Origin of the sequence: Sediminibacterium soli (assembly GCF_009939225.1) — a bacterium.
Lineage (GTDB): Bacteria > Bacteroidota > Bacteroidia > Chitinophagales > Chitinophagaceae > Sediminibacterium > Sediminibacterium soli.
In genome coordinates this window covers 567,454-589,024 of sequence record NZ_JAACJR010000006.1, presented here as the reverse complement: position 1 = coordinate 589,024, position 21,571 = coordinate 567,454, and the positions used below count along the sequence as shown (strand labels likewise).

At 51.2% G+C, this 21,571-nt stretch carries 20 protein-coding genes; 17 read left to right on the top strand and 3 right to left on the bottom strand.

What is annotated here, in order from left to right; genetic code table 11:
* Positions 1–13 precede the first annotated feature (13 nt).
* Complete coding sequence (locus GWC94_RS06585; protein ID WP_161834232.1) at positions 14–1,027, bottom strand: threonine aldolase family protein; 1,014 nt, start codon at positions 1,025–1,027, stop codon at positions 14–16.
* A 291-nt stretch (positions 1,028–1,318) separates the two neighbouring features.
* Here GWC94_RS06585 and GWC94_RS06580 point away from each other — a divergent pair, with 291 nt between their 5' ends.
* From GWC94_RS06580 to GWC94_RS06555, 6 genes are all read left to right on the top strand, one after another.
* Positions 1,319–2,176 carry a sigma-70 family RNA polymerase sigma factor gene (locus GWC94_RS06580; protein WP_161834231.1) on the top strand — a complete coding sequence of 286 codons (858 nt, stop codon included), beginning with the start codon at positions 1,319–1,321 and terminating at the stop codon, positions 2,174–2,176.
* Positions 2,177–2,227: 51 nt separating this feature from the next.
* Positions 2,228–3,127 (top strand): DUF4249 domain-containing protein, encoded by a 900-nt coding sequence (locus tag GWC94_RS06575; RefSeq protein WP_161834230.1) that lies wholly within the window; start codon positions 2,228–2,230, stop codon positions 3,125–3,127.
* Between the two features lie 83 nt (positions 3,128–3,210).
* The gene (trxB, locus tag GWC94_RS06570) at positions 3,211–4,158 is read left to right on the top strand and encodes a thioredoxin-disulfide reductase (RefSeq protein WP_161834229.1); all 948 of its coding nucleotides are present in this window, start codon (positions 3,211–3,213) and stop codon (positions 4,156–4,158) included.
* A 59-nt stretch (positions 4,159–4,217) separates the two neighbouring features.
* Positions 4,218–4,577, top strand: a complete 360-nt coding sequence (locus GWC94_RS06565) for a dihydroneopterin aldolase (RefSeq protein WP_161834228.1) — start codon at positions 4,218–4,220, stop codon at positions 4,575–4,577.
* 13 nt (positions 4,578–4,590) lie between these two features.
* A complete protein-coding gene (locus GWC94_RS06560; protein WP_161834227.1) occupies positions 4,591–5,343 on the top strand; it encodes a tetratricopeptide repeat protein in 753 nt (250 codons plus the stop codon).
* A gap of 119 nt (positions 5,344–5,462) precedes the next feature.
* Positions 5,463–5,723 (top strand): acyl-CoA-binding protein, encoded by a 261-nt coding sequence (locus GWC94_RS06555; RefSeq protein WP_161834226.1) that lies wholly within the window; start codon positions 5,463–5,465, stop codon positions 5,721–5,723.
* Positions 5,724–5,804: 81 nt separating this feature from the next.
* On the opposite strand, the gene GWC94_RS06550 is transcribed toward GWC94_RS06555, so the two are convergent.
* Positions 5,805–7,163 (bottom strand): MATE family efflux transporter, encoded by a 1,359-nt coding sequence (locus GWC94_RS06550; protein ID WP_161834225.1) that lies wholly within the window; start codon positions 7,161–7,163, stop codon positions 5,805–5,807.
* Positions 7,164–7,295: 132 nt separating this feature from the next.
* Between GWC94_RS06550 and GWC94_RS06545 the strand changes: the two genes are divergently transcribed.
* From GWC94_RS06545 to rnr, 6 genes are read left to right on the top strand one after another with little or no spacing between them, the layout of a single operon-like run.
* Positions 7,296–8,123 carry a DUF3822 family protein gene (locus tag GWC94_RS06545; protein ID WP_161834224.1) on the top strand — a complete coding sequence of 276 codons (828 nt, stop codon included), beginning with the start codon at positions 7,296–7,298 and terminating at the stop codon, positions 8,121–8,123.
* A complete protein-coding gene (locus tag GWC94_RS06540) occupies positions 8,120–8,668 on the top strand; it encodes an RsmD family RNA methyltransferase (protein WP_161834223.1) in 549 nt (182 codons plus the stop codon). Before GWC94_RS06545 ends, GWC94_RS06540 begins: the two co-directional genes overlap by 4 nt.
* Before the next feature lie 16 nt (positions 8,669–8,684).
* Entirely contained in the window at positions 8,685–9,335 is a 651-nt protein-coding gene (gene bioD, locus GWC94_RS06535; RefSeq protein ID WP_161834386.1) for a dethiobiotin synthase, read from the top strand.
* The gene (locus tag GWC94_RS06530; RefSeq protein ID WP_161834222.1) at positions 9,332–9,901 is read left to right on the top strand and encodes a 5-formyltetrahydrofolate cyclo-ligase; all 570 of its coding nucleotides are present in this window, start codon (positions 9,332–9,334) and stop codon (positions 9,899–9,901) included. The genes bioD and GWC94_RS06530 overlap by 4 nt, the downstream gene beginning before the upstream one ends.
* Positions 9,891–10,976 carry a tetraacyldisaccharide 4'-kinase gene (gene lpxK / locus GWC94_RS06525; protein ID WP_161834221.1) on the top strand — a complete coding sequence of 362 codons (1,086 nt, stop codon included), beginning with the start codon at positions 9,891–9,893 and terminating at the stop codon, positions 10,974–10,976. Before GWC94_RS06530 ends, lpxK begins: the two co-directional genes overlap by 11 nt.
* On the top strand, positions 10,973–13,012 hold the full coding sequence (rnr, locus tag GWC94_RS06520; RefSeq protein WP_161834220.1) for a ribonuclease R: 2,040 nt from the start codon (positions 10,973–10,975) through the stop codon (positions 13,010–13,012). The genes lpxK and rnr overlap by 4 nt, the downstream gene beginning before the upstream one ends.
* 57 nt (positions 13,013–13,069) lie before the next feature.
* Here rnr and GWC94_RS06515 read toward each other — a convergent pair whose 3' ends face one another.
* On the bottom strand, positions 13,070–14,374 hold the full coding sequence (locus tag GWC94_RS06515; protein ID WP_161834219.1) for a saccharopine dehydrogenase C-terminal domain-containing protein: 1,305 nt from the start codon (positions 14,372–14,374) through the stop codon (positions 13,070–13,072).
* Positions 14,375–14,515: 141 nt separating this feature from the next.
* Here GWC94_RS06515 and GWC94_RS06510 point away from each other — a divergent pair, with 141 nt between their 5' ends.
* The 5 genes from GWC94_RS06510 (at position 14,516) to GWC94_RS17085 (ending at position 21,506) form a co-directional block, all read left to right on the top strand.
* Positions 14,516–15,232 carry a head GIN domain-containing protein gene (locus GWC94_RS06510; RefSeq protein ID WP_161834218.1) on the top strand — a complete coding sequence of 239 codons (717 nt, stop codon included), beginning with the start codon at positions 14,516–14,518 and terminating at the stop codon, positions 15,230–15,232.
* A 335-nt stretch (positions 15,233–15,567) separates the two neighbouring features.
* Positions 15,568–18,219: a DNA gyrase subunit A gene (gene gyrA / locus GWC94_RS06505; RefSeq protein ID WP_161834217.1), complete on the top strand. Its 2,652-nt coding sequence runs from the start codon at positions 15,568–15,570 to the stop codon at positions 18,217–18,219.
* A gap of 10 nt (positions 18,220–18,229) precedes the next feature.
* Positions 18,230–19,594, top strand: a complete 1,365-nt coding sequence (locus tag GWC94_RS06500) for a hypothetical protein (RefSeq protein ID WP_161834216.1) — start codon at positions 18,230–18,232, stop codon at positions 19,592–19,594.
* A 133-nt stretch (positions 19,595–19,727) separates the two neighbouring features.
* The gene (locus tag GWC94_RS06495) at positions 19,728–20,882 is read left to right on the top strand and encodes a PQQ-dependent sugar dehydrogenase (protein ID WP_161834215.1); all 1,155 of its coding nucleotides are present in this window, start codon (positions 19,728–19,730) and stop codon (positions 20,880–20,882) included.
* Between the two features lie 285 nt (positions 20,883–21,167).
* A complete protein-coding gene (locus tag GWC94_RS17085; RefSeq protein ID WP_394367111.1) occupies positions 21,168–21,506 on the top strand; it encodes a DUF6169 family protein in 339 nt (112 codons plus the stop codon).
* Positions 21,507–21,571 lie beyond the last annotated feature (65 nt).

Here is a 21,571-nt window from a genome sequence, read left to right as displayed (position 1 = left end):
CGCGTCAATAGGTCTACAGGATATGGATGGCATCGATGGTTTGCTGCACCATATCCGGGCTGATATCGAGATGGAATACCATCCGGATCTGCGTTGGGGATATGGCAATCACCATAATGCCTTTTTCTCTGAATCTGGCAGCAAGCTCACGGGCGGTATAACGCCCCTTCACTTCAAATAGGAGGATATTGGTTTCAACCGGCAGGATCTCGCCCACGAACTCTTTTCCCTGCAAAGTCTCTGCCAACAATTGTGCATGCTTATGGTCTTCGGCCAGCCGGGCCACATGGTGCTCCAGCGCATACAGCCCCGCGGCCGCCAGGTAGCCCGCCTGGCGCATGCCGCCGCCAAACACTTTGCGGATGCGTCTTGCTTTCCTGATAAAATCAAAAGGCCCCAGCAGCACGCTGCCAACCGGAGTGCCCAGTCCCTTGCTGAGACAGATGGAAATGGTATCGAAAACCTGGCCGTACTGGCGGCAGGTCTCGTTCTTGGCCACCAGGGCATTGAACAAACGCGCACCATCCAGGTGAAGTTTCATGTTGTTTTGGAGGCAGATTACCTTAATCTCCTGTATATCATTGAAATCATAACAGCTTCCGCCGCCGCGGTTGGCCGTGTTCTCGAGCGATACCAGGGTGGATACCGGGCGGTGAATATCGTCGGGGTTAACAGCCTCCCTTACCTGCTCCGCCGTAATGCGGCCCCTGTCTCCATCGATCAGCCGCACCGATGCGCCCGCATTGAACGCAATACCGCCGCCTTCGTACTGATAGATATGTGAAAGTTTTTCGCATATCACTTCGTCGCCGGGTTGGGTATGGGTTTTGATGGCTATCTGGTTGGTCATGGTTCCGCTGGGACAGAACAGGGCCGATTCCATACCAAACAGACCTGCACAGAAAGTTTCGAGTTTATTGACAGAAGGGTCTTCGTTGAAGACGTCGTCACCAACAGGGGCGTTCATCATGGCGTCCAGCATGCCGGGTGTGGGCCGCGTAACGGTGTCGGAGCGGAGATCGATCATAAGCTCCGCGAAGATAAGAAGTTAGGAACAAGTAAGGGATACGAAGTACGGAGCGGAAATGCCATACTTATATCAATTTTTCGTATTTCGTTTTCGCCGATCGTACCTGCCTAGGTTTATTTTGCCCCAAATAGCCGAGTTTTTCCACAAAAACTGGTATAATTCGGTGTTGCAACGTACCTTTGCACGCTTCCGGAGAGCTATTTTAACTATATTAACGGTTCCCTTACAGCGTTTTTAAAACAAAAGGGGTCTATTAATCGTTTATCATTATAACAAGCAATATTCACTATGAGGCAGCTTAAGATCGCTACACAGATTACCAACAGAGATTCGCAAGCCGTTGAAAAGTACCTGCAGGAGATTTCCAAGATCCCGATGATCACCCCCGAAGAAGAGACCACGCTGGCGCAGCGCATCAAGATGGGAGATCAGCGTGCGCTGGATAAGCTGGTACAGGCCAACCTGCGTTTTGTGGTATCTGTTGCCAAACAGTACCAGCACCAGGGTCTGTCTCTCAGCGACCTGATCAACGAAGGAAACCTCGGTCTGATCAAAGCCGCACAGCGTTTCGATGAAACCAAGGGTTTTAAATTCATCTCTTACGCGGTATGGTGGATCCGTCAGTCCATTCTGCAGGCGCTGGCCGAGCAGGGCAGGCTGGTTCGTCTTCCGCAGAACAAGATCGGTACCTACAACAAGGCGAACAAAGCGTATATGGCTTTTGAACAGGAGCATGAACGCGAGCCTTCTACAGAGGAACTGGCCGAGATACTGGAGATGAGCGAAACCGAGATCAACAATATTTTCCAGAGCAATACCCGTCACACTTCGCTCGATGCACCTGTGCACGAGGCGGAAGACGTGGCCATGGGCGACCTCCTGGAAGGCAACGACGATACAGACGAAGATGTGATGAAAGACTCGCTGCGTGAAGAGATCCGCCGTGTACTGAAATCGCTTTCTCCCCGCGAAGCAGAGATCGTAAACGCTTATTTCGGCCTCGACGGTGAGAACGGTGTAACCATCGAGCAGATCGGTATGAAATACGACCTTACCAAAGAACGTATCCGCCAGATCAAGGAAAGGGCCATCAAACGCCTGCAGAAAGCGCGTTACAGCAATGCACTGAAAGCTTATTTAGGATAATAGGTTTCCCAAAATAAATAAGCCCCTCTTACCGAGGGGTTTTTTATAACCATGAATCGGAAAAAGACAAGGTTTGTACGGTGGCTGATCGGCTTTGCCACACTGCTGGCAGCCTGCGAAAAAACCATTTCGCCGCAGGCCGATGTTCAGCCGGCCAAACTGGTGGTTGATGCGCAGATAGAAACCGGTTTTGCACCACTGGTGATCTTGTCAGGCTCACTGAATTATTTTTCGGAGATAGATACCACGGTTATGCTGAATTCGATGGTGCACAACGCCGCCATCACCATCAGCGACGGCAGGAGAACCGTGCCTTTGAAGGAGGTCTCGGGTTACAGCGGCGGCAGGCGTTACTACCTGTACACCACTTCCCCGGTGCCGCCTTATGACACGATGACCGGTGTGCCGGGAAAAAATTACCGGCTGTCCATCACCGTCGGATCGCAGTCGTACACCGCCACCACCACCATTCCCTTCCTTACCAAAAAGATCGATTCTCTCTGGTGGAAGAAAGCGCCTTTCCTGGCCGATACCACCCGTAATGTAGTGCTGATGGCCAGGGTAACGGATCCGCCGGGACTGGGCAATTATATCCGCTACTTTACACAGGCAAACAGCAACGGGTTCTTTCCGGGAAGGAACAGCGTGTACGACGACCAGATCGTTGACGGAACCACGTACGATATACAGGTAGACAAGGCGCCCGAAAGAGCAGACACCAAGCGGCGCGACGATTATGGTTATTTCAGAAGAGGAGATACGGCAACGATCCGTTTCTGCAATATCGACAAAGCCAGTTTTGAATTCTGGCGTACCTGGGAATACAATAGCCAGTCTATCGGCAACCCTTTCTCTTCACCGGGTAAGGTGCTGGGCAATATCAGCAACGGCGCGCTGGGCGCGTTTTGCGGATACGCTGTTCAGATCAAAAGACTGATTATCCCCAAATAACAAAAATTGTGCAAAACAGCGGACAACTGCAGTGCAAGGGAATGATACATTTGTCCGTCTAAATCAGAAAAGTTACCAGCAGTATGGCAAATGAAGCATCAGAAAAAGTACATGTACTGATCATCGGATCGGGTCCTGCGGGATATACCGCGGCAATCTATGCAGCGCGGGCAAATATGAAACCGGTTCTGTACCAGGGCATACAGCCCGGGGGGCAGTTAACCATTACCACCGAAGTGGAAAATTACCCCGGTTACCCGGATGGCATACAGGGGCCGGAGATGATGGTGCATTTTGAAAAACAGGCGGCAAGGATGGGAGCGGATATCCGTTATGGCCTCGCCACCAAAGTGGATTTTTCACAGCAACCGTATAAGGTGTGGATAGATGAAGAAAAACTGATCGAAGCGGATGCCGTGATCATCAGCACCGGCGCATCGGCCAAATGGCTGGGTCTGCCGAGCGAGGAACGTTTGAACGGGTTTGGCGTAAGCGCCTGCGCGGTATGCGACGGGTTCTTTTTCCGCGGTAAAGAAGTGGCCATCGTGGGCGCCGGGGATACCGCAGCCGAAGAAGCATTATACCTGTCAAAACTCTGCACGCATGTGCATATGTTCATCCGCAAAGAAAAAATGCGCGCAAGCAAAGTGATGCAGGACCGGGTGCTTGCCACGCCGAATATCAAAGTGTACTGGAATACGGAAACCGATGAGATACTCGGACCCACCAAGGTAGAGGGTGTAAGGATCCGGAACAACCAGACCAACGAAACAGAGGTGATACCCATCAGCGGGTTCTTTGTGGCGATAGGCCACCAGCCCAACAGCGATATCTTCAAAGAATGGGTCGATATGGACGAGACCGGTTACATACAAACCGTGCCGGGTACTTCCAGAACCAACCTCGAAGGCGTATTCGCCGCCGGCGATGTGCAGGATAAAACCTACCGTCAGGCCGTAACGGCCGCAGGCAGCGGCTGTATGGCAGCGCTCGATGCAGAACGGTACCTGAGCGCAAAGGGATTGGCTTAGAAGGTTTGTGGTCTGTGTGGATAAGTCAACCACAGACCACAGACCACAAACTAAAAAAAATGCTTTCCATCCATCTTCATAACCTGGTCTTTTTTGCCCATCATGGCATATGGGCGGAGGAGAAACTATTGGGTAACGAGTTTGAGGTGAATATTACTGTCAAACATTCGCCAAAAAAATTGCCGGTCAGGCACCTGGAAGATACCGTTGATTATATTGCGGTATATGAACTGGTGAAGCAGCGCATGATGGTGCCCACACCACTGCTTGAGACACTGGCAACGGATATTGCCGGCCAGATACTCGAACGGTTTGCACTGGCTTCTTCCGTGTTCATTTCCATCAGAAAAATGCACCCGCCCGCCGCGCAGTTGAATGGCAGTGTGGGTGTGAGTTTTGAGATCGACAGGAAAGCATGACAACCGGATAACTATGAAAACGCTGTTCTCTTTTTTATTACTGCTCGCCACCACCGCCCTGTTTTCGCAGGATGTAACGGTGCTGATGAAAGAAGGCGACAATTTTGAGAAACAATTCAAGGAGGCGGAGGCGCTGGACAAATACAAACAGGTACTGTTGCTGGAACCCAATCACCAGAAAGCGCTGGTGAAAGCCGCCGAGATGAATGTGGCTGTGGGCAGTCGGCAAACCGATAAACAGGCAAAACGCCTGTACATAGAAAGCGGCTATGCATTTGCGCAACGGGCTTTCAACACAGACAGTTCACAGGCAGATGCCAGTTACGCCATGGCAATGACTTCGGGCAAGATGACCGAGATCGAAACCGAAAACAAAAAACTGGTAGGGTATGTGCGCGATGTAAGATACTATGCGGATAAAGCGCTGTCATTGAACGCCAATCATGCAAAGGCGAATTATACCCTGGGTAAATGGCATTACGAAATGGCCAATCTTTCGGGTATCCGCAAAGCGGCTGTAAAACTGCTGTACGGCGGATTGCCTCCGGGCAGTTTTGAAGATGCCGAAAGATATATGGAGAAATGCAAATCGCTCGAACCGTATTTCGCCCCCAATTACCTGGACCTGGCAAAAGCCTATAAAGACGACCACAAACCGGCGCAGGCCATTGAAGTGCTGACCAGACTGGTGAAACTTCCCACAAGAAGTTCGGAGGATATCACCGTGAAGGCAGAAGGCGCCAAACTATTGGCATCAATGCAATAAAACAGCAACAGTTTGGAATTTTGAAATTGGGAAATTTTAAATCCTGCCGGCAGGCAGGATTGCCCTAATTTTCCGTTCAATCCAAAATTCCCCAATTCCAAAATTTCAAAATTACCTCCATGGATCTTTCCCAACAATTTGAACAGGCCGTTGCCGGCAGTAAACTGCTTTCCGAAAAACCGGATAACGAAACGTTGCTGAAGCTTTATTCGCTTTACAAACAGGCCACGGAAGGCGATAATCCTGCCGATGCTCCTTCCAATCCTTTCGATTTCGTGGCAAAGTTCAAACACGAAGCCTGGGCTAAGCTCAAAGGCACGGGCAGGGAAAGCGCCATGCAGCAATACATCGGCCTGGTGGCTTCGCTGAAAAACGCCTGACGCGCGCTGAGCCGCGGCATTTTACAGTGCGTCTTAACCAGTATGGAATGGTATCGCAGCTTCCCGAAGCCATTCGGGAGATCAGATCGTTTTTGTTTTCCAGCGGTTGGAACTGATGTAAAAGAAGGAGGGAATCAGTATCGTCATCCAGTAAATCCATTCGCTTGCCCAGCCCCAGGTGATGGGCATATGCATCACTTCGAGCACGGTATATACATAGGCACAGTAAAAACTGATTGCCGCGATCTCGGAGAACAGGTTGATCTTGGAATTGCCCGTGCCGGTTACCGCATTCATCCACACAACAGAGACCGACATCAGTACCAGCGCAGAAGACACCACCCTGGTTACCGGTATGGCTGCCTGAATAAAGGCATCGCCCTGTCCGTAGATCGATAAAAAAATATGCGGAAATGCGTTCAGGAACAGGAACACCGCCAGTGCAAACCCCATGCTCCAGTACATGATACGGTAGATCAGTTTTTTTACCTGCGATTGCAGCTGCTGCCCGATCACATTGCTCACCATGGTGTTCGCCGTTGCGGCAAATGCCCAGGTAAAACAGCCAAAGAATCCGAAGATATTGCGCATCGCGTTCGAAATAGCCAGGTCTCTTTCTCCATGGTGTTCTATCAGGATGTAAAAAAACTCCCAGCTGCCTACGCTGATCACATGCTGCAGTATCAGCGGATAAGACTGCTGCAGGATAAGCCTGATATTGCCGATATCGTACTTCCAGTTGCGGAACAGCTGCAGCTGCCGGGTGATGCCGTAATACCTGATGACCCAGTAGATCACGACCAGTCCCGAGAACTCGGCAATGATCGAGGCATAGGCGGCGCCTTCAAAACCCAGCGCGGGCATCCCGAATTTGCCGTAGATCAGCGCATAATCAAAAAAGATATTGACAATGCCTTCGGTGGCGGTGCCGATGATCAGGTACTTGCTCTGGTTGGTGCCCACCAGCAATGCGTTGCGCATCTGGTACACATACAGGAACGGCAGCCCGAGTATGCGGATATTGAGAAAATTCACGCAAACACGCACGCTCTCGGCATCGTGCAGCGACCAGCGCAGCACATAGGGTGCAACAAACCAGGTGATGGCAATGCCGATCACCGCAAATACCAGCGCAATGCGTACGCCCTGTGCAAACAGGTTACCGATATCGGCAATCCGGTTTTCGCCGGCACGCCGCGAGATCAGCGCCTGCAGTCCATTGTTCAGTCCGTGACCTGCCACCGCAAACACCAGGTAGTACACACCCGTAATACCCGCCAGGGCAAGCGATTTCTGCCCGAGACCGCCCAGGAAAATATTGTTGATGATAAAATTCACCTGCGGCACGATGATCGCCGCAGTAATGGGCAGGGCGATAGACAGTATCTGTCTGTTACTGATCGATACCCGTAAATTGATCTCTTTGGAAGCGGTTGCCATTCGGGCGCAAAGCTAATGGGTTTATCGGTCTGTCCGCAACCACCCGCGGCGCTGAAAGATCTGGTAAAACAGACGCGGGAAACGGGCATTCATACAACAAACTTTTTTATCATTGCAGTTGTAATCACCCACATGATAAAAAAGCTTGCAGGATATTATAATGAACCGGCCATGGAGGCTTCGCAGGATGCCAGGCTGTTGCTTGAGTTCTGTCCTTCCGAAGTAGCCTGCGTATGCACCGAAAACGGCGCTCTGTCGGGACTCGAATTGTTTTCGACAGAGGAGGAATGGGAAAAAACTTTCGGGGAATTGCTTGCCGGATCCCGCATACTCAATCGTAATTACCGGGAGGTGACCTGCTATTATCTTTCCGAAGAAGCGCTGGTGGTGCCCGCGCAGAAATTCGATCCTGCGGCGGCAGCTGACTACCTGGCGCTGGTATTCGGCGAACGCTATCACCACGATACCATGCACGATGCGCTGGCCAACGGAGAGCAGGTAACGGCCTACCATATAGACAGGAACCTGCACGATCTGGTGGGCAGGCAATACGTGCTGTACAAACCGCGGCATGTGTATTCGGGTATCCTGAACAAACTGCTGGCAAGAACGGACCTGCCTGCGCATCTCCTGCACCTGCAGGTATACCGCGATGTGTGCGTGCTTTCGCTGATCAGGGATGGCCGCCTGCTGCTGATCAGGCATTTTTCCTACAGAACGGCAGAAGACATACTGTACTACCTCATAAGCGTATTGCAGCAGTTTCCGGTGCCGAAGAACAGCGCCTATCTCGAAATTACCGGCAGGATGGAAGAAGGTTTCCTGAATGCAACCCGGCTGGGTAAATTGTTTGGAGAGATCAGTTGCCAGGTACCGGCAACAGACCCCGGCTCGCTGCTGGCCGGTTTAACGGAATACCCTTCGTATTATTTCACGCCCCTGATTAACCTGGCCATATGAGGATCATTTCAGGAAAATGGGGTGGGAGAAGGATACAGCCGCCGGCAAATATGCCCTACACAAGACCCACAACCGATATTGCCAAAGAAGGACTGTTCAATATACTGCAGAACCGTATCGATTTCACCGGTGTCAAAACCCTCGATCTGTTTGGCGGAACAGGTGCCATCAGTTATGAACTGGCCTCGCGCGGAGCCGCAGACCTGACCATTGTGGAAAAAGACAATGCCATGCATGCGTTCATCAAAAAGAACATCGACGCGCTGGGTGCAGAAAACTGCCGGTTGCTCAAAATGGATGTATTCGCCTATCTCAACAGCAGCGCGGAGGAGTTTAATTTTATTTTTGCAGGTCCGCCGTATGCACTGGGCACGATAGACGAACTGCCAAAGATCATCGTTGCCAGACAGATGATCCGCAAGGGTGGTTTTTTTGTGCTGGAACATACGCCGCGCAACCGGTACGAAACATTCGAAGGCTTCGGTTTTACCCGTAATTACGGCAGCACCCTGTTCTCTTTCTTCACCCGGCCGGCAAACCAATAACCCCAAACCACCTGCCATCAAACAATCCATTTTTATAACAGGTATCGGTACCGATGTAGGTAAAACAGTGGTCTCCGCCATCGTTACAGAGGCCTTGCAGGCAGATTACTGGAAACCCGTACAGGCCGGTTTTGCCGAGGGAACCGATGCGGAAAGGGTAAGGGCCTTGGTCTCTAACCCGTTTACCGTGGTGCACGATGAACTATATCGGCTGCATACCCCTGCTTCGCCGCATATCGCTGCCAGGATGGACGGGATTGCGATCGATGAAAGAACGATCCTGCAGCAGGCAGCCGCCCTGCAGCAGGCGGCGGGTGACAGGCCACTGGTGATCGAAGGCGCGGGCGGATTGCTGGTGCCGTTCAGCGATACCTTATTTGTTGCCGATCTGGTCAGGTCGCTGCAGGCAAGACTGGTGATCGTAAGCAGGAATTATCTGGGCAGTATCAATCATTCCCTGCTTACCGCGGCCTGGTGCCGCGCGCAGCAGCTGGATGTGGCGGGCTGGATATTTAACGACGACTATCTTTCGTACGAAGCGGAGATCGTTGGCTGGAGCGGGTATCCCTCGCTGGGCAGCATTCCGAAATTAAGCGGTTTTGACCGCGGGTTGATTGCAGCGGAAGCCGCAAAACTTTCCGGAACCTTACAAGCTGTTATTGCATGACCAAACAGGAACTCAGAAAACAGTACCGGGATAAACGCATGCAGGTGCACGACCGCGAGAGGCTGCGGTACGACGACCTGTTGCTGCTGCGTTTTCAGCAGATGGATTACAGCGATATACGCGTATTGTTCACCTACTGGCCCATGCCTGCAACAGCCGAGCCGAACACCCATTTGTTTTCGGGCTACCTGCGGCATATGGTGCCGGGTCTGCAGACGGTGTATCCCAAAATCAACCCCGGAACAGCTACCATGGAAGCGCTGCTGATAGATGAGGACACCGTTTATGTAACCAATGAATGGGGCATCACAGAACCCAGATCGGGCATGGCCGTCGATCCCCTGGAGATTGACCTGGCGTTTGTTCCCATGCTGGTATGCGATAAGAACGGGCAACGCGTGGGGTATGGAAAAGGATTTTACGACAGGTACCTTGCACGTTGCAGCGAAACCGTTACCACGATCGGGTTCTCGTATTTTGAACCGGTAGACGCGATCAGTGACACCCATCAATTTGATGTACCTTTGCACTACTGCATCACACCGCAACAGATTTATGAATTTTAACACGCTCTTCCTCAAATCTTTCCGTGTTCTGTTACTGCCTGTGGCGATCATTTACGGATGTATCATTTTTGTCCGGAACTGGATGTACGATAAACGCTACCTCAAATCCGCCTCCTTTAATTTTCCCGTTATCTGTGTAGGCAACCTGGCCGTGGGCGGTACCGGTAAATCGCCGATGGTGGAATACCTGATCGAACTGCTGAAACCGCATTTCAGACTGGCCACCCTGAGCCGGGGGTACAAACGCAAAACAAAAGCCTATGTGCTGGCCGGCCAGCATACCACGGCACTGGATATCGGCGATGAACCCATGCAGTTTCATACCAAGCACCCCGATATTTCCGTGGCCGTTTGCGAAGAGCGCATCGTAGGCATACCACACCTGCTGCAGGATGTGCCCGATCTGCAGGCCATCATCCTCGACGACGCATTCCAGCACCGCATGGTAAAAGCGGGGTTCAATATCCTGCTTACCGAGTACAGCAACCTGTACCCGCACGATTTTTTTTTACCCACCGGCGACCTGCGCGATCAATGGTCGTCTGCCAAAAGAGCGCAGGTGATCATTGTTACCAAATGTCCGTATGACCTGTCGGCCGAGGCCAAGCAGAAAACCATCCGCAGCCTGAACCCAACAGTTACGCAGCGGGTATTTTTTACCACCATCGAATACGGAACGCCCTATCATATCAACGACCGGCAGGCAGAGCGTAAACTGACCACCGAGGATGAAGTGCTGCTGGTATGCGGTATCGCCAACCCCAAACCACTGAAAGAATACCTGCACGAGAAAGCCCATACCTATTACCAGCAGGATTATTCGGACCACCATATCTTTTCCATCGACGATCTAAACGATGTTCGCAAACGGTACAGCGAAATACAGGCAGAACAAAAACTCATCCTTACCACCGAAAAGGATGCCATGCGCCTGATGAAGTTTTCGGATCAACTGGCCAGCCTGCCCATATATGTATTACCCATCCGGCACTATTTTTTATTTGATGAAGGAGATAAGTTCAACGAACTTGTATTCGGGTTCATCTGGAACTTCACGTTAATGCAACGACCATGAGCAGAAAAAAAACCAAGCATACCGCAAAAAAACAAACCCGGTCGGTACAGTCGCATGTACTGAAAGGAAAACTGGAAGTAACCCGCTCCGGCATCGGTTATGTAGTTGTGGCCGGTTCAGCCAGCGATGTTTTGGTGCGGCAGAGCGATATGGGAAATGCACTCAACGGCGACACCGTTCGCGTGAAACTTGTCAAGGAGAATATGCGAACGGGCAAAAAAGAAGGTCGTATCACAGAAGTGGTGGAGAGAAAACAGACCGAATTCGTGGGAACCATACAGCTGTCGGCACACTTTGCTTTTTTTGTTCCCGATACCGATAAACCGATGCCCGATCTGTTTATTCCGTTGGAAGAACTGCATGGCGCGAAGAACCGCGACAGGGTGGTGGCAAGACTGGTAAAATGGGAGAGGGAGGATAAAAAACCGGTGGGTACCGTGGTAAGCATCATGCAGCCGGAAGACGAGAACGATGCGGCGATGAAGGAACTGCTGGCAGAAGCCGGCTTCCCGCTTTCTTTTCCCGACGACGTGATGGAAGAAGCCGCAAGACTGCCCGAAGTGCTTTCGCACCAGGAGATCGGCAGGCGAAAGGATTTCCGTAACATGCTCACCTTTACCATTGACCCGGTGGACGCAAAGGATTTTGACGATGCGATCTCCATACGCGAACTGAAAAACGGTCTGTACGAAATAGGTGTGCACATAGCGGATGTAAGCTATTATGTGGAACCCGAAACCGAACTGGATAAGGAAGGGTATAAACGGGCCACATCGGTTTACCTGCCCGATCGCGTAAACCCGATGCTGCCCGAGAAGATCTCCAACGAGCTCTGCTCGCTGCGGCCGCACGAAGACAAATTCACTTTCTCCGCTGTTTTCCACATGAACGGAAAAGGCGATATCAAACAATACTGGCTTGGCAAAACGGTGATCCATTCGGACCATCGGTATACCTACGAAGACGTACAGCAGATCATAGAATCGGGAGAGGGACTGCATGCAGAGGAGATACTCTTTCTGAATGGGTTGGCCCAGCGCCTGCGCCGGAACCGCTTCAGCAAGGGCGCCATCAATTTCTCTTCACAGGAAGTGCGTTTTAAACTGGATGAAAAAGGCAAACCCATCGGCATCGTTGTAAAGGAAAGCAAGGAATCGCACCAGCTGATCGAAGAGTTTATGCTGCTGGCAAATCGAACGGTTGCCGAGCATGTGGCCAAGGACAAGACCGCCAAAAAACCGATCCCCTTCCCGTACCGGGTACACGACCAGCCCGATGAGGAAAAACTGGCGCCTTTTGTGGTATTCGCCAAAAAACACGGGCACCAGTTCGATACCAGCTCGCCCGAAACCATTGCACGCAGTTTTAACGAACTGCTTACTGCCGTTGAGGGCCGGCCCGAACAGCAGGTGCTGGAACAGCTGGGCATACGCACCATGGCCAAAGCCATTTATACCACAGAGAATATTGGCCACTACGGACTTGCATTTGAATATTATTGCCATTTTACCTCTCCCATACGCCGCTATCCCGATGTGCTGGTACACCGTGTATTGCAATCGATGCTGGACGGACATACCGTTATCGACAAAAAAATGGAGGAGAAATGCAAACACAGCAGCGAACGCGAGCGCGCTGCCATGGAATGCGAACGCGCCGGCAACAAATACAAACAGGTGGAGTTTCTGCAGGGTCATATCGGCGAAATATTCGATGGCGTGATCAGCGGCGTGGCCAGTTTCGGTTTCTGGGTGGAAACGGTGGCACACAAATGCGAGGGACTGGTTAACGTGATCAGTCTTTCCGATTACGACGATTTTCGTCTCGTAGAATCCGATTACAGTCTGGTGGGCAGAAGAAGCGGCCGCACATTCCGCATGGGCGACAAAGTGACCATCCGGGTGGTGGCCGCCAACCTCGACAAAAGACAGCTCGACTACGAATGGGTGCTGCAGGGAAAAACGGAAGACACCGCGGCCCCCAAACAATCCCGGCAGACAAAACCAAAAAAGGAAAAGAAGAAAAAGAAAAACTGAACCAGATATTCAATCAAAAAAATCGGCAATCGCCAATCGGCAATCCAACAATTATCCCTAAGGCTCTATTTCCCTGAACGCGATCCCATGCTTTACCAGTTCGGCAAGCACCGGTTCGTAAATACCCGGAACGGTGGGTGTGTGCAAACCCGTTTGTTTGATCTTTTCATCCAGTACCAATACCGCGGCAATGCCCAGGGGAAGCCCTACGGTACGCGCCATGGCCGTATGCAGGCTGTCCTGGCCTTTGACAACGAGTTCGCTTTTGAGCGACTGTTTTTTTCCGTCGATCTCGTATTCCAGTTCGTGCAGCATCACGATCATATCTTTATCGGCAGGGGCCAGCGCCAGTTTCTTTTCAAGTATCCATTGCCAGATATCGGCCGAACAGGACTGGCCTTTGTTGATCAGCGTTTCGTCGTTCAGACCGATAAAATCAAACTGTGCTTTCAATACCGCGTCGTGGATATCGGTGGATATTTTTTTCCGGTCAAAATGTGCTTTGATAAATGCGCCGATAGACATGCTGTCTGTTTCGATGGTATTTTTTTCATCCGTCAGTCCCAGGTCCACCGCCAGTTGCCATGCCTTGCAGAAATCGGGATGGCGCAGCGTGGTGCGGATAAATGTCTGCACTTCCTGCAAACCGTAAGCGCTGATATAAGTGAGTGAGTCGCGGTTGGGATAGTAGGTAAACGTGTCCACATCCTGCACTGTTACCGTCTGGCAGTTCTTAAACAGTTGCTCGTATTTTACGGTCTTGGTGGCGCCCTGTTCGCGGAAAGTGGCGCCTGCTTTTCCGGCCAGCACCACGCTTTTGGGGTTCCAGCTGATCTTGTAATGCCAGGGATTGTCATCGCTCTCCGGGGCCACCAGGCCGCCGCAATGCGAAACAAATGACTGTATACGGCCACCCGCATTACGTATGCGGTCAACCATCTGCATCGCGCTCATATGGTCGATACCGGGATCGAGCCCCATCTCGCAGAGGAACAGTACATCCAGCTTGTTGATCTCCTTGGCCAGGCCGGCCATATCGTTGTCTACATACGAAGCCGTAAGCAGGTGTTTGCGAAACAATACACAGTCCTGGGCCACCAAAAAATGCAGGGCCGGCGGCAGCAATGAAATCACCAGGTCGGCTGATTCGATCAGCGCATGCCGCTGTAATTCCTTGTCTATCGCCAGCGCCAACGGCCGGATATGGGAATGCTGCCCGATCTTCTTTTCTATGACCGAGATATCTTTGTCCGCCACCGTCACTTTCCATTTACGCCTGGTGGCAATATCTTTCAGGAATTCGATCAGCACCGTGGCAGACTTGCCCGCGCCGAGTAATACGATATGTCTGACAGGTTCCATAAATCGGTAGCTGTATTAAAGATACTGAATGCTTATGCAATCATCACGCCATACTGCCGCCGGTCACCAAGGCCGGTGGATTAAATTTCGGGTTAGTGTAACTTTCATTGGCCAACCACGTTCTTCCTGAAAACAAAACTTATGAAAAAAATCCTGCTCCTGGCTGCGCTGTTTACCGCCACGGCCGCCTATAGCCAGAAAACGGTGATGGATGCCAATGCGCAGAAACGCCCCGCGAAAAATTTTCATGCGATCGAGGCATCCGATGGCATTGACCTGTACATCACCCAGGGCGGAGACGAAGCACTGGCGGTGAGCGCCTCTTCTTCCGAATACCGCGATAAAATACACAGCGAAGTGGTGAACGGCGTGCTGAAACTGTATTACGACCGCCCGCGCAGCGGCTGGAACATAAGCTGGGGACTGAACCGCAAACTGAAAGCCTATATCTCCGTAAAAACACTCGACGCCCTGAGCGCTTCCGGCGGTTCGGATGTGAATTTTGAAAATGATCTGAAAATAGGCACGCTGGCCATGCATCTCTCCGGCGGATCTGATCTGCGAGGGTCTTTTCACGGGGAATCGCTGTCTGTTTCAGCCAGCGGGGGATCGGATGTATTTCTTTCGGGTCAGGTAAACAGTATCCGGATCAATGCCAGCGGCGGCAGCGATGTGCATGGCTATGAAATGACCAGCAATTACTGCACCGTGGACACCAGCGGTGGCAGCGACGTAAAAATAACCGTTAACAAAGAGATCAGCGGCAGCGCCAGCGGCGGAAGTGACCTGTACTACAGGGGCAATGCCGTTTCCACCGCCGGAAAAAGCGGCGGATCCAGCGTGAAGAAGACCGGGTAAAGAGAGATTTTGGGATGGGGGATTGGGAAATTTTGAAATCGGGGTGTGCCGATTAAAAATTTCAACATTTCCCAATCCGCAATTCCCAAATTCTCCCTCGTTCCTTATTCCCATCTGTGGATAAAACCCGCCCAAAAACTGCTGTTTTCTGCCTGTTTTGCCCCCTAAAAAAGGTATCTTCGCAAGCTCCCTCATAACAGGGATTTTGCGTACCGGAAATTGAACGCGCAACAGGAGTATAACGGTTGACCGGCCTGGGTAAAATCACCCGGCCTGGTTGTCCGGAATTTCCTGTTTTTGTTCGATGTTCCCATTGATATCACGGAAAACAAAACATGGAAGAGAACTTATTACCACCGGAGCAGACCTCCGATAACGATCGCACCATACAGGTAAATATTGAAGAGCAGATGAAGACCGCCTATATCGATTATTCGATGTCGGTGATCGTTGGCCGTGCCCTGCCTGATGTGCGCGATGGATTCAAACCGGTTCACCGTCGCGTATTGTATGCAATGAACGAACTGGGGTTCAGCAGTAACAAACCTTTCCGCAAATCTGCGCAGACCGTCGGAGAAGTGATCGGTAAATACCATCCCCACGGCGATAAATCCATTTACGATACCCTGGTAAGAATGGGGCAGGAATGGGCCATGCGGTATGTGCTGGTTGACAAACAGGGAAACTTTGGCAGCCCCGACGGCGACCCGCCCGCGGCCATGCGTTATACCGAGGCAAGACTGCATCGGGTGGCCGAAGCCATGCTCGAGGATATCGAGAAGGAGACCGTGGATTTCCAGCTCAACTTCGACGACTCGCGCGAGGAGCCCACGGTATTGCCCACCCGTATCCCGCAGTTGCTGGTGAACGGGTCTTCCGGTATTGCCGTAGGCATGGCCACCAACATGATGCCGCATAATATGACGGAAGTGGTGGACGGCTGTATCGCTTATATCGATAACAAAGAGATCACGATCGACCAGCTGATGGCGTATGTAAAAGCGCCCGATTTCCCCACGGGGGGCATCATCTATGGTATGGAAGGCGTTCGCGACGCCATGGCCACCGGTCGCGGAAGGGTAGTGGTAAGGGGGCGTTGCCATGTGGAAACCAGGGCAAACGGCCGCGAACAGATCATCATCACCGAAGTGCCTTACCAGGTAAGCCGGGATGCTCTGACAGACCGCATCGGTCAGCTGGTGGTAGACAAAGTGATCGACGGGGTTTCCGATGTGCGCAACGAAAGTAACAAGGAAGGCACCCGTATCGTGATAGAACTGAAACAACGCGATGCGGTGGCGCAGCTGATCATTAACCAGCTGTATAAATATTCCGAACTGCAGACCAGTTTCGGCATCAATAACGTGGCCCTCAGCAAGGGCAGGCCGCGTATCATGAACCTGAAAGACCTGATCAGCGAATTTGTGGAGTTCAGGATGGATGTGGTAACACGCCGTACACGTTTTGAACTGCGCAAAGCCAACGAAAGGGCGCATGTGCTGGAGGGTTACCTGAAAGCGCTCGACCACCTGGACGAAGTGATTGCGCTGATCCGCGCCAGCCGTACGCCGGATGAAGCAAAAGAAGCATTGATCAGCAGGAGCCGCGAGGAGAAATGGTATATCAGCCAGTCGGTATTTGCGCCCACTGATTTTTACACACAGGAGGAAGGACTTACTGAAACACAGGCAAAAGCCATCCTGGAACTGCGTCTGCAGCGTCTTACCGGTATGGAACGCGATAAGATCGTGGAGGAGTTCAATGGCCTGATGGATGTGATCAAACACCTCACAGACCTGCTGAACAGCGAGAGCCTGCGGTACGAACTGATCAAGACCGAACTCACCCTGATCAAGGAGAAATTCGGCGACGCACGGAAGAGCGAGATCCAGTACCTGGCCGATGAAATGCGCATAGAAGACCTGATAGAGGAGGAGAACGTGGTGATCACCATCTCACACCTCGGGTATATCAAGCGTACATCCGCCACCGAATACCGCCAGCAGCGCCGCGGCGGCAGGGGAGCGGTGGGTTCCAAAACAAGGGAAGAAGACTATGTGGAACACCTGTTTGTGGCTTCCACACACGATACGATGATGTTCTTTACCGAAAAAGGCCGCTGTTACTGGATGCGTGTATATGAGATACCCGAAGGCGAAAAACAAAGCAAGGGCAGGGCTATCCAGAACCTGATACAGATACCCGGGGATGACAAGGTAAAAACCATCATCGACGTAAAGAACCTCGACGACAAGGAATTCGTACAGAGCCATTATATCGTTCTCTGTACCAAACAGGGTATCATCAAGAAAACCTCACTCGAAGATTTCAGTCGCCCCAGGGCCACCGGTGTAAATGCGATCACGATCGTGGAAGGCGACGAGCTGCTGCATGCGGAAATGACCGATGGCAACAAGGAGATCATGATGGCCGTGAAAAGCGGCCGCGCGATCCGTTTCCCAGAAGACAAAGTGCGTGCAACCGGTCGCGGCGCCATCGGCGTGGCGGGTATAGAGGTGGATGACAGAAATGATGAAGTGGTTGGCATGATATGTGTTAACAAGGACGACAAATCCAAAACCGTACTGGTGGTAAGCGATAAAGGCTTTGGAAAAAGAACGGCCATCGATGAGTACCGGATCACCAACCGGGGTGGTAAAGGTGTTAAAACCATCCATGTGACCGAAAAAACCGGTAGTTTGGTCGGTATTTTGTACGTAAAGGAAAGCGAAGACCTTATCATTACCTGCAAATCGGGTATCACGATCCGCACCGGCATCGTGGATATCCGCGAAGCGGGCAGGGCCACGCAGGGCGTAACGCTGATCAGGCTGGACGACGGAGACGAAATTGCTGCGATCTCGCAGATCGAAGAAGAGGCCGAGGCCGAAACCGGCGACCTGTCCGGAGAACAGCCGGCTGCAGAAGCGGGACCCGACCAGGCAACAGAAAATACGAACGATTCAACAACAGAAACCGATAATTAAAACCCCCACTATGAAGAAATTTCTATTGTTTGCCGCATGCGCTGCCACGCTGCAGATAGCAAATGCGCAGGACCCGAAGAATGTGGAGAAGTTTGCGCTGCTTGGCAGGTACGAAGATGCCAAAACAGAGGTTGACAAGTCTGTGACCGATCCTAAATTCTCCGGTAAACCCGAGGCATGGTACTGGAAAGCGCGTGTATATTCCGAGCTGGCCAAAACGCCTGCCACCGCCACCAAATACCCCAATGCCATGCAGGATGCCGATGCGGCATTCCGTAAATACGAGGAACTTGATCCCACCATGGCCGTTGCCAAGGCAAAGGGCTCCGACGGTTATTTTAACATGTACAGCACCGCTTTTAACGCCGGTATCAAACAGTTCAACGATAAGAAATGGGACGATGCCGCCAAATCTTTCGATGTGAGCAACCAGTACATCAATACCATTATCCGGAACAAATGGACGACCCAGTCATTGCTGATGGATACCATAGGGGTATTGTACGCCGCCTATGCCTACCAGAACGGTAAAAAGAACGACCAGGCCGCCAAGTATTATGCGATACTGGCCGATAACAAAATAGGCGGCGATACGTATATCGATGCTTATAAATTCCTGGCGGTTCATTATACCGACACCAAGAACGAAGCCATGTTCCACAAATACCTGGCGCTGGCAAGAGAAGTGTATCCGAAAGAAGGATGGGATGAGTTTGACGTGGATTACATGGATAAGAACCTGAGCCTCGACGAAAAACTGGCAGCCTACAACAAAGGCGATGCCGCCGGAACCCTTTCTGAAATGTATTACCTGCAGTTTGGCGATGTGTTTGTGAAAGCAAAGACGGAGCCGGGTCTCGACGAAGCAAAACATAAGGAGTTTACGGCAAAAGCCGCCGAAGCTTTCAAAAAAGCCTATGCCAAGAATAACCAGAATGCGCTCGCCGCATTCAATGTGGGTGTGATCTATTACAATATGTTCGTGGAGCTCGATGACAAATACGCAGCAAATATCCGCGCCATGCAGGCACTGAATGCCGACAAGCCCGTGGAAAAAGACCCTAAGAAAAAAGCCGCTGCCGAAGCAGCCCTCAAAGTAAAGATCGATCCCCTGAAAGCCGCCAACACAGCGCTGGAAAAACCCATTTCAGAGAACCTCGACGTAGCGGCAGAATGGCTGGAAAAATCCTATGCGATCCTGAAAGACAAAGCAACCCGTACCGGAACAGAAAAAAGTGTGATTGGTAAATCGGTGGATTTCCTGGCCAATATTTACCAGTACAAGAGAGACCGCGCCAGGGGTAAAGACAACAAAGTGTTCGAAGCTTATGAAGCCAAATTCAAAGAGTTTGACGCGCTTCACGGAAAGTATTGATAAATACCCCGCATAAAAAAGCCGCCAATCATCCCGATTGGTGGCTTTTTTATGAACTCACGCCAACTCACGACTGCCGACCGACCTCTCACGCATTTTTTCGTATCTTCCTATCCATCCAAACCCGATCGCCATGAAAATCCTCCCCGGGCGCTGCGCGATGGCCGCAGTGGTATCCCTGTTACTCAGCTGCAAATCGTCCACAACCGATATCGGATCCCCGGGGCCATCGGGGGCAGAACCGGGTATTCGGGTAAACACCCTGCTCAGCGATCGCGGGATCATATGGGGTATGGATTTTCTGCCTGACGGCGAGCTGGTATTCACAGAAAAAGCGGGTAAAATGTACCGCTTCAAAAACGGAACCGCAACCGAGATAACCGGGGTACCATCGGTGAATACCAATGGACAGGGAGGCTTGCTTGATGTAAAAGTTGATCCGGACTATGCTTCCAACGGCTGGCTGTATAGCAGCTATGTGGGTCTGGATGCGCAAAACCAGGGTATTCTTACGCTGATCCGTTTCAAGCTAAGCGGGAACAGGATGACCGGTATGGAAACCCTGCTGAAAACCGCTACGCCCAATACCTGGTACAACCACTATGGAAGCCGCATCGTTTTTGACAGCCAGGGCTACCTGTACCTGAGCGTGGGTGAGGGCGGAACCACCAGTTACGGCGGCGCCAATTCGCCCAATATGAATGCCCAGAACGTGCAGGCGGAATGGGGTAAGGTACACCGTATGACCCGCGACGGAAAAGTGCCGCCCGATAACCCCGTGCTTCCGGGCAATACGGCGCCGACCACCGTGTATTCATACGGACATAGAAATCCGCAGGGACTGATGTTCAACACCGCTACCAATGAAGTGTGGGAAAACGAACACGGACCAAGGGGCGGCGACGAGATCAATATCATCAAACCCGGCAGGAATTATGGCTGGCCGCTGGTATCCTACGGTATTAATTACGATGGAAAAGCAGTGAGTGAAAGCCCGACAAAGGAGGGCATAGAACCGCCGATACACACCTGGACGCCATCCATTGCGCCAAGCGGTATGGCAATGATCACCAGCGACAAATTCAAGGCATGGAAAGGACATGTACTGGTGGGATCGCTGGCATTCCGGTACCTGGCCAGGCTGGAGATCAGGAACGGCAAGGTGGTAAAAGAAACCAAAATACTGACGGATATCGGACGTGTCCGCAATATCAAACAGGCGCCCGATGGCAGTATCTATGTTTCGGTGGAAGGACCGGGAAGGATATTGCAGCTGGTGGCGGAGTGAAAAGATGATGTAGTATAAAATAATGGTATTAAATCATTTATATATTATATTATTTTTATATGGTAGCAAAAAGCGCAACGACCGGACGAATTTTGAATCTATATTTGTATTATTAATTACCAAATCAAGATTTACCATAAAGAAGGTAATCATTTCTCCGAGCAATGTCCGAGCTATCGCCTTCTTTGAGGATTTACACAAGAACAAGGAAGAACTTCGTAAGAAATTCGAGGCCAGAGCAACAAAAATTATACGACTGCTGGTCGGCCTCAATAAATGAAGTGAATAAATACTATTCCTTTACCCGGGAAGAATCAGCCGACGGCAGTATTTACGATTATAGGGCGGCATTTCAGGAATTGCGGATCCGATGCTGTTTTATTATTTCACTGTGATCCGTCTGATTCCAGGGAAAGACACCGCCATATTGTATTTAGCCGGTGGTTTAAGGACGGCAATTTTAAAGACAATTACAGAAAGGAATCTATGGAAGTAGTAATCGATCAAGATCCAGCGGTAAAGCACTATATAGGCTATATAGCTATGCGGGAAAACCAGTTTCTGGATAGACTTCAGGAGGAGTTCGATCGATTTTCCTATTTTATGATAAGTCCCAAATCATAATTATGATAGTTCAGTATGATCCCCAAAGGATGGTGGCATTCAGCCCTGTATATTCATTTGTTATA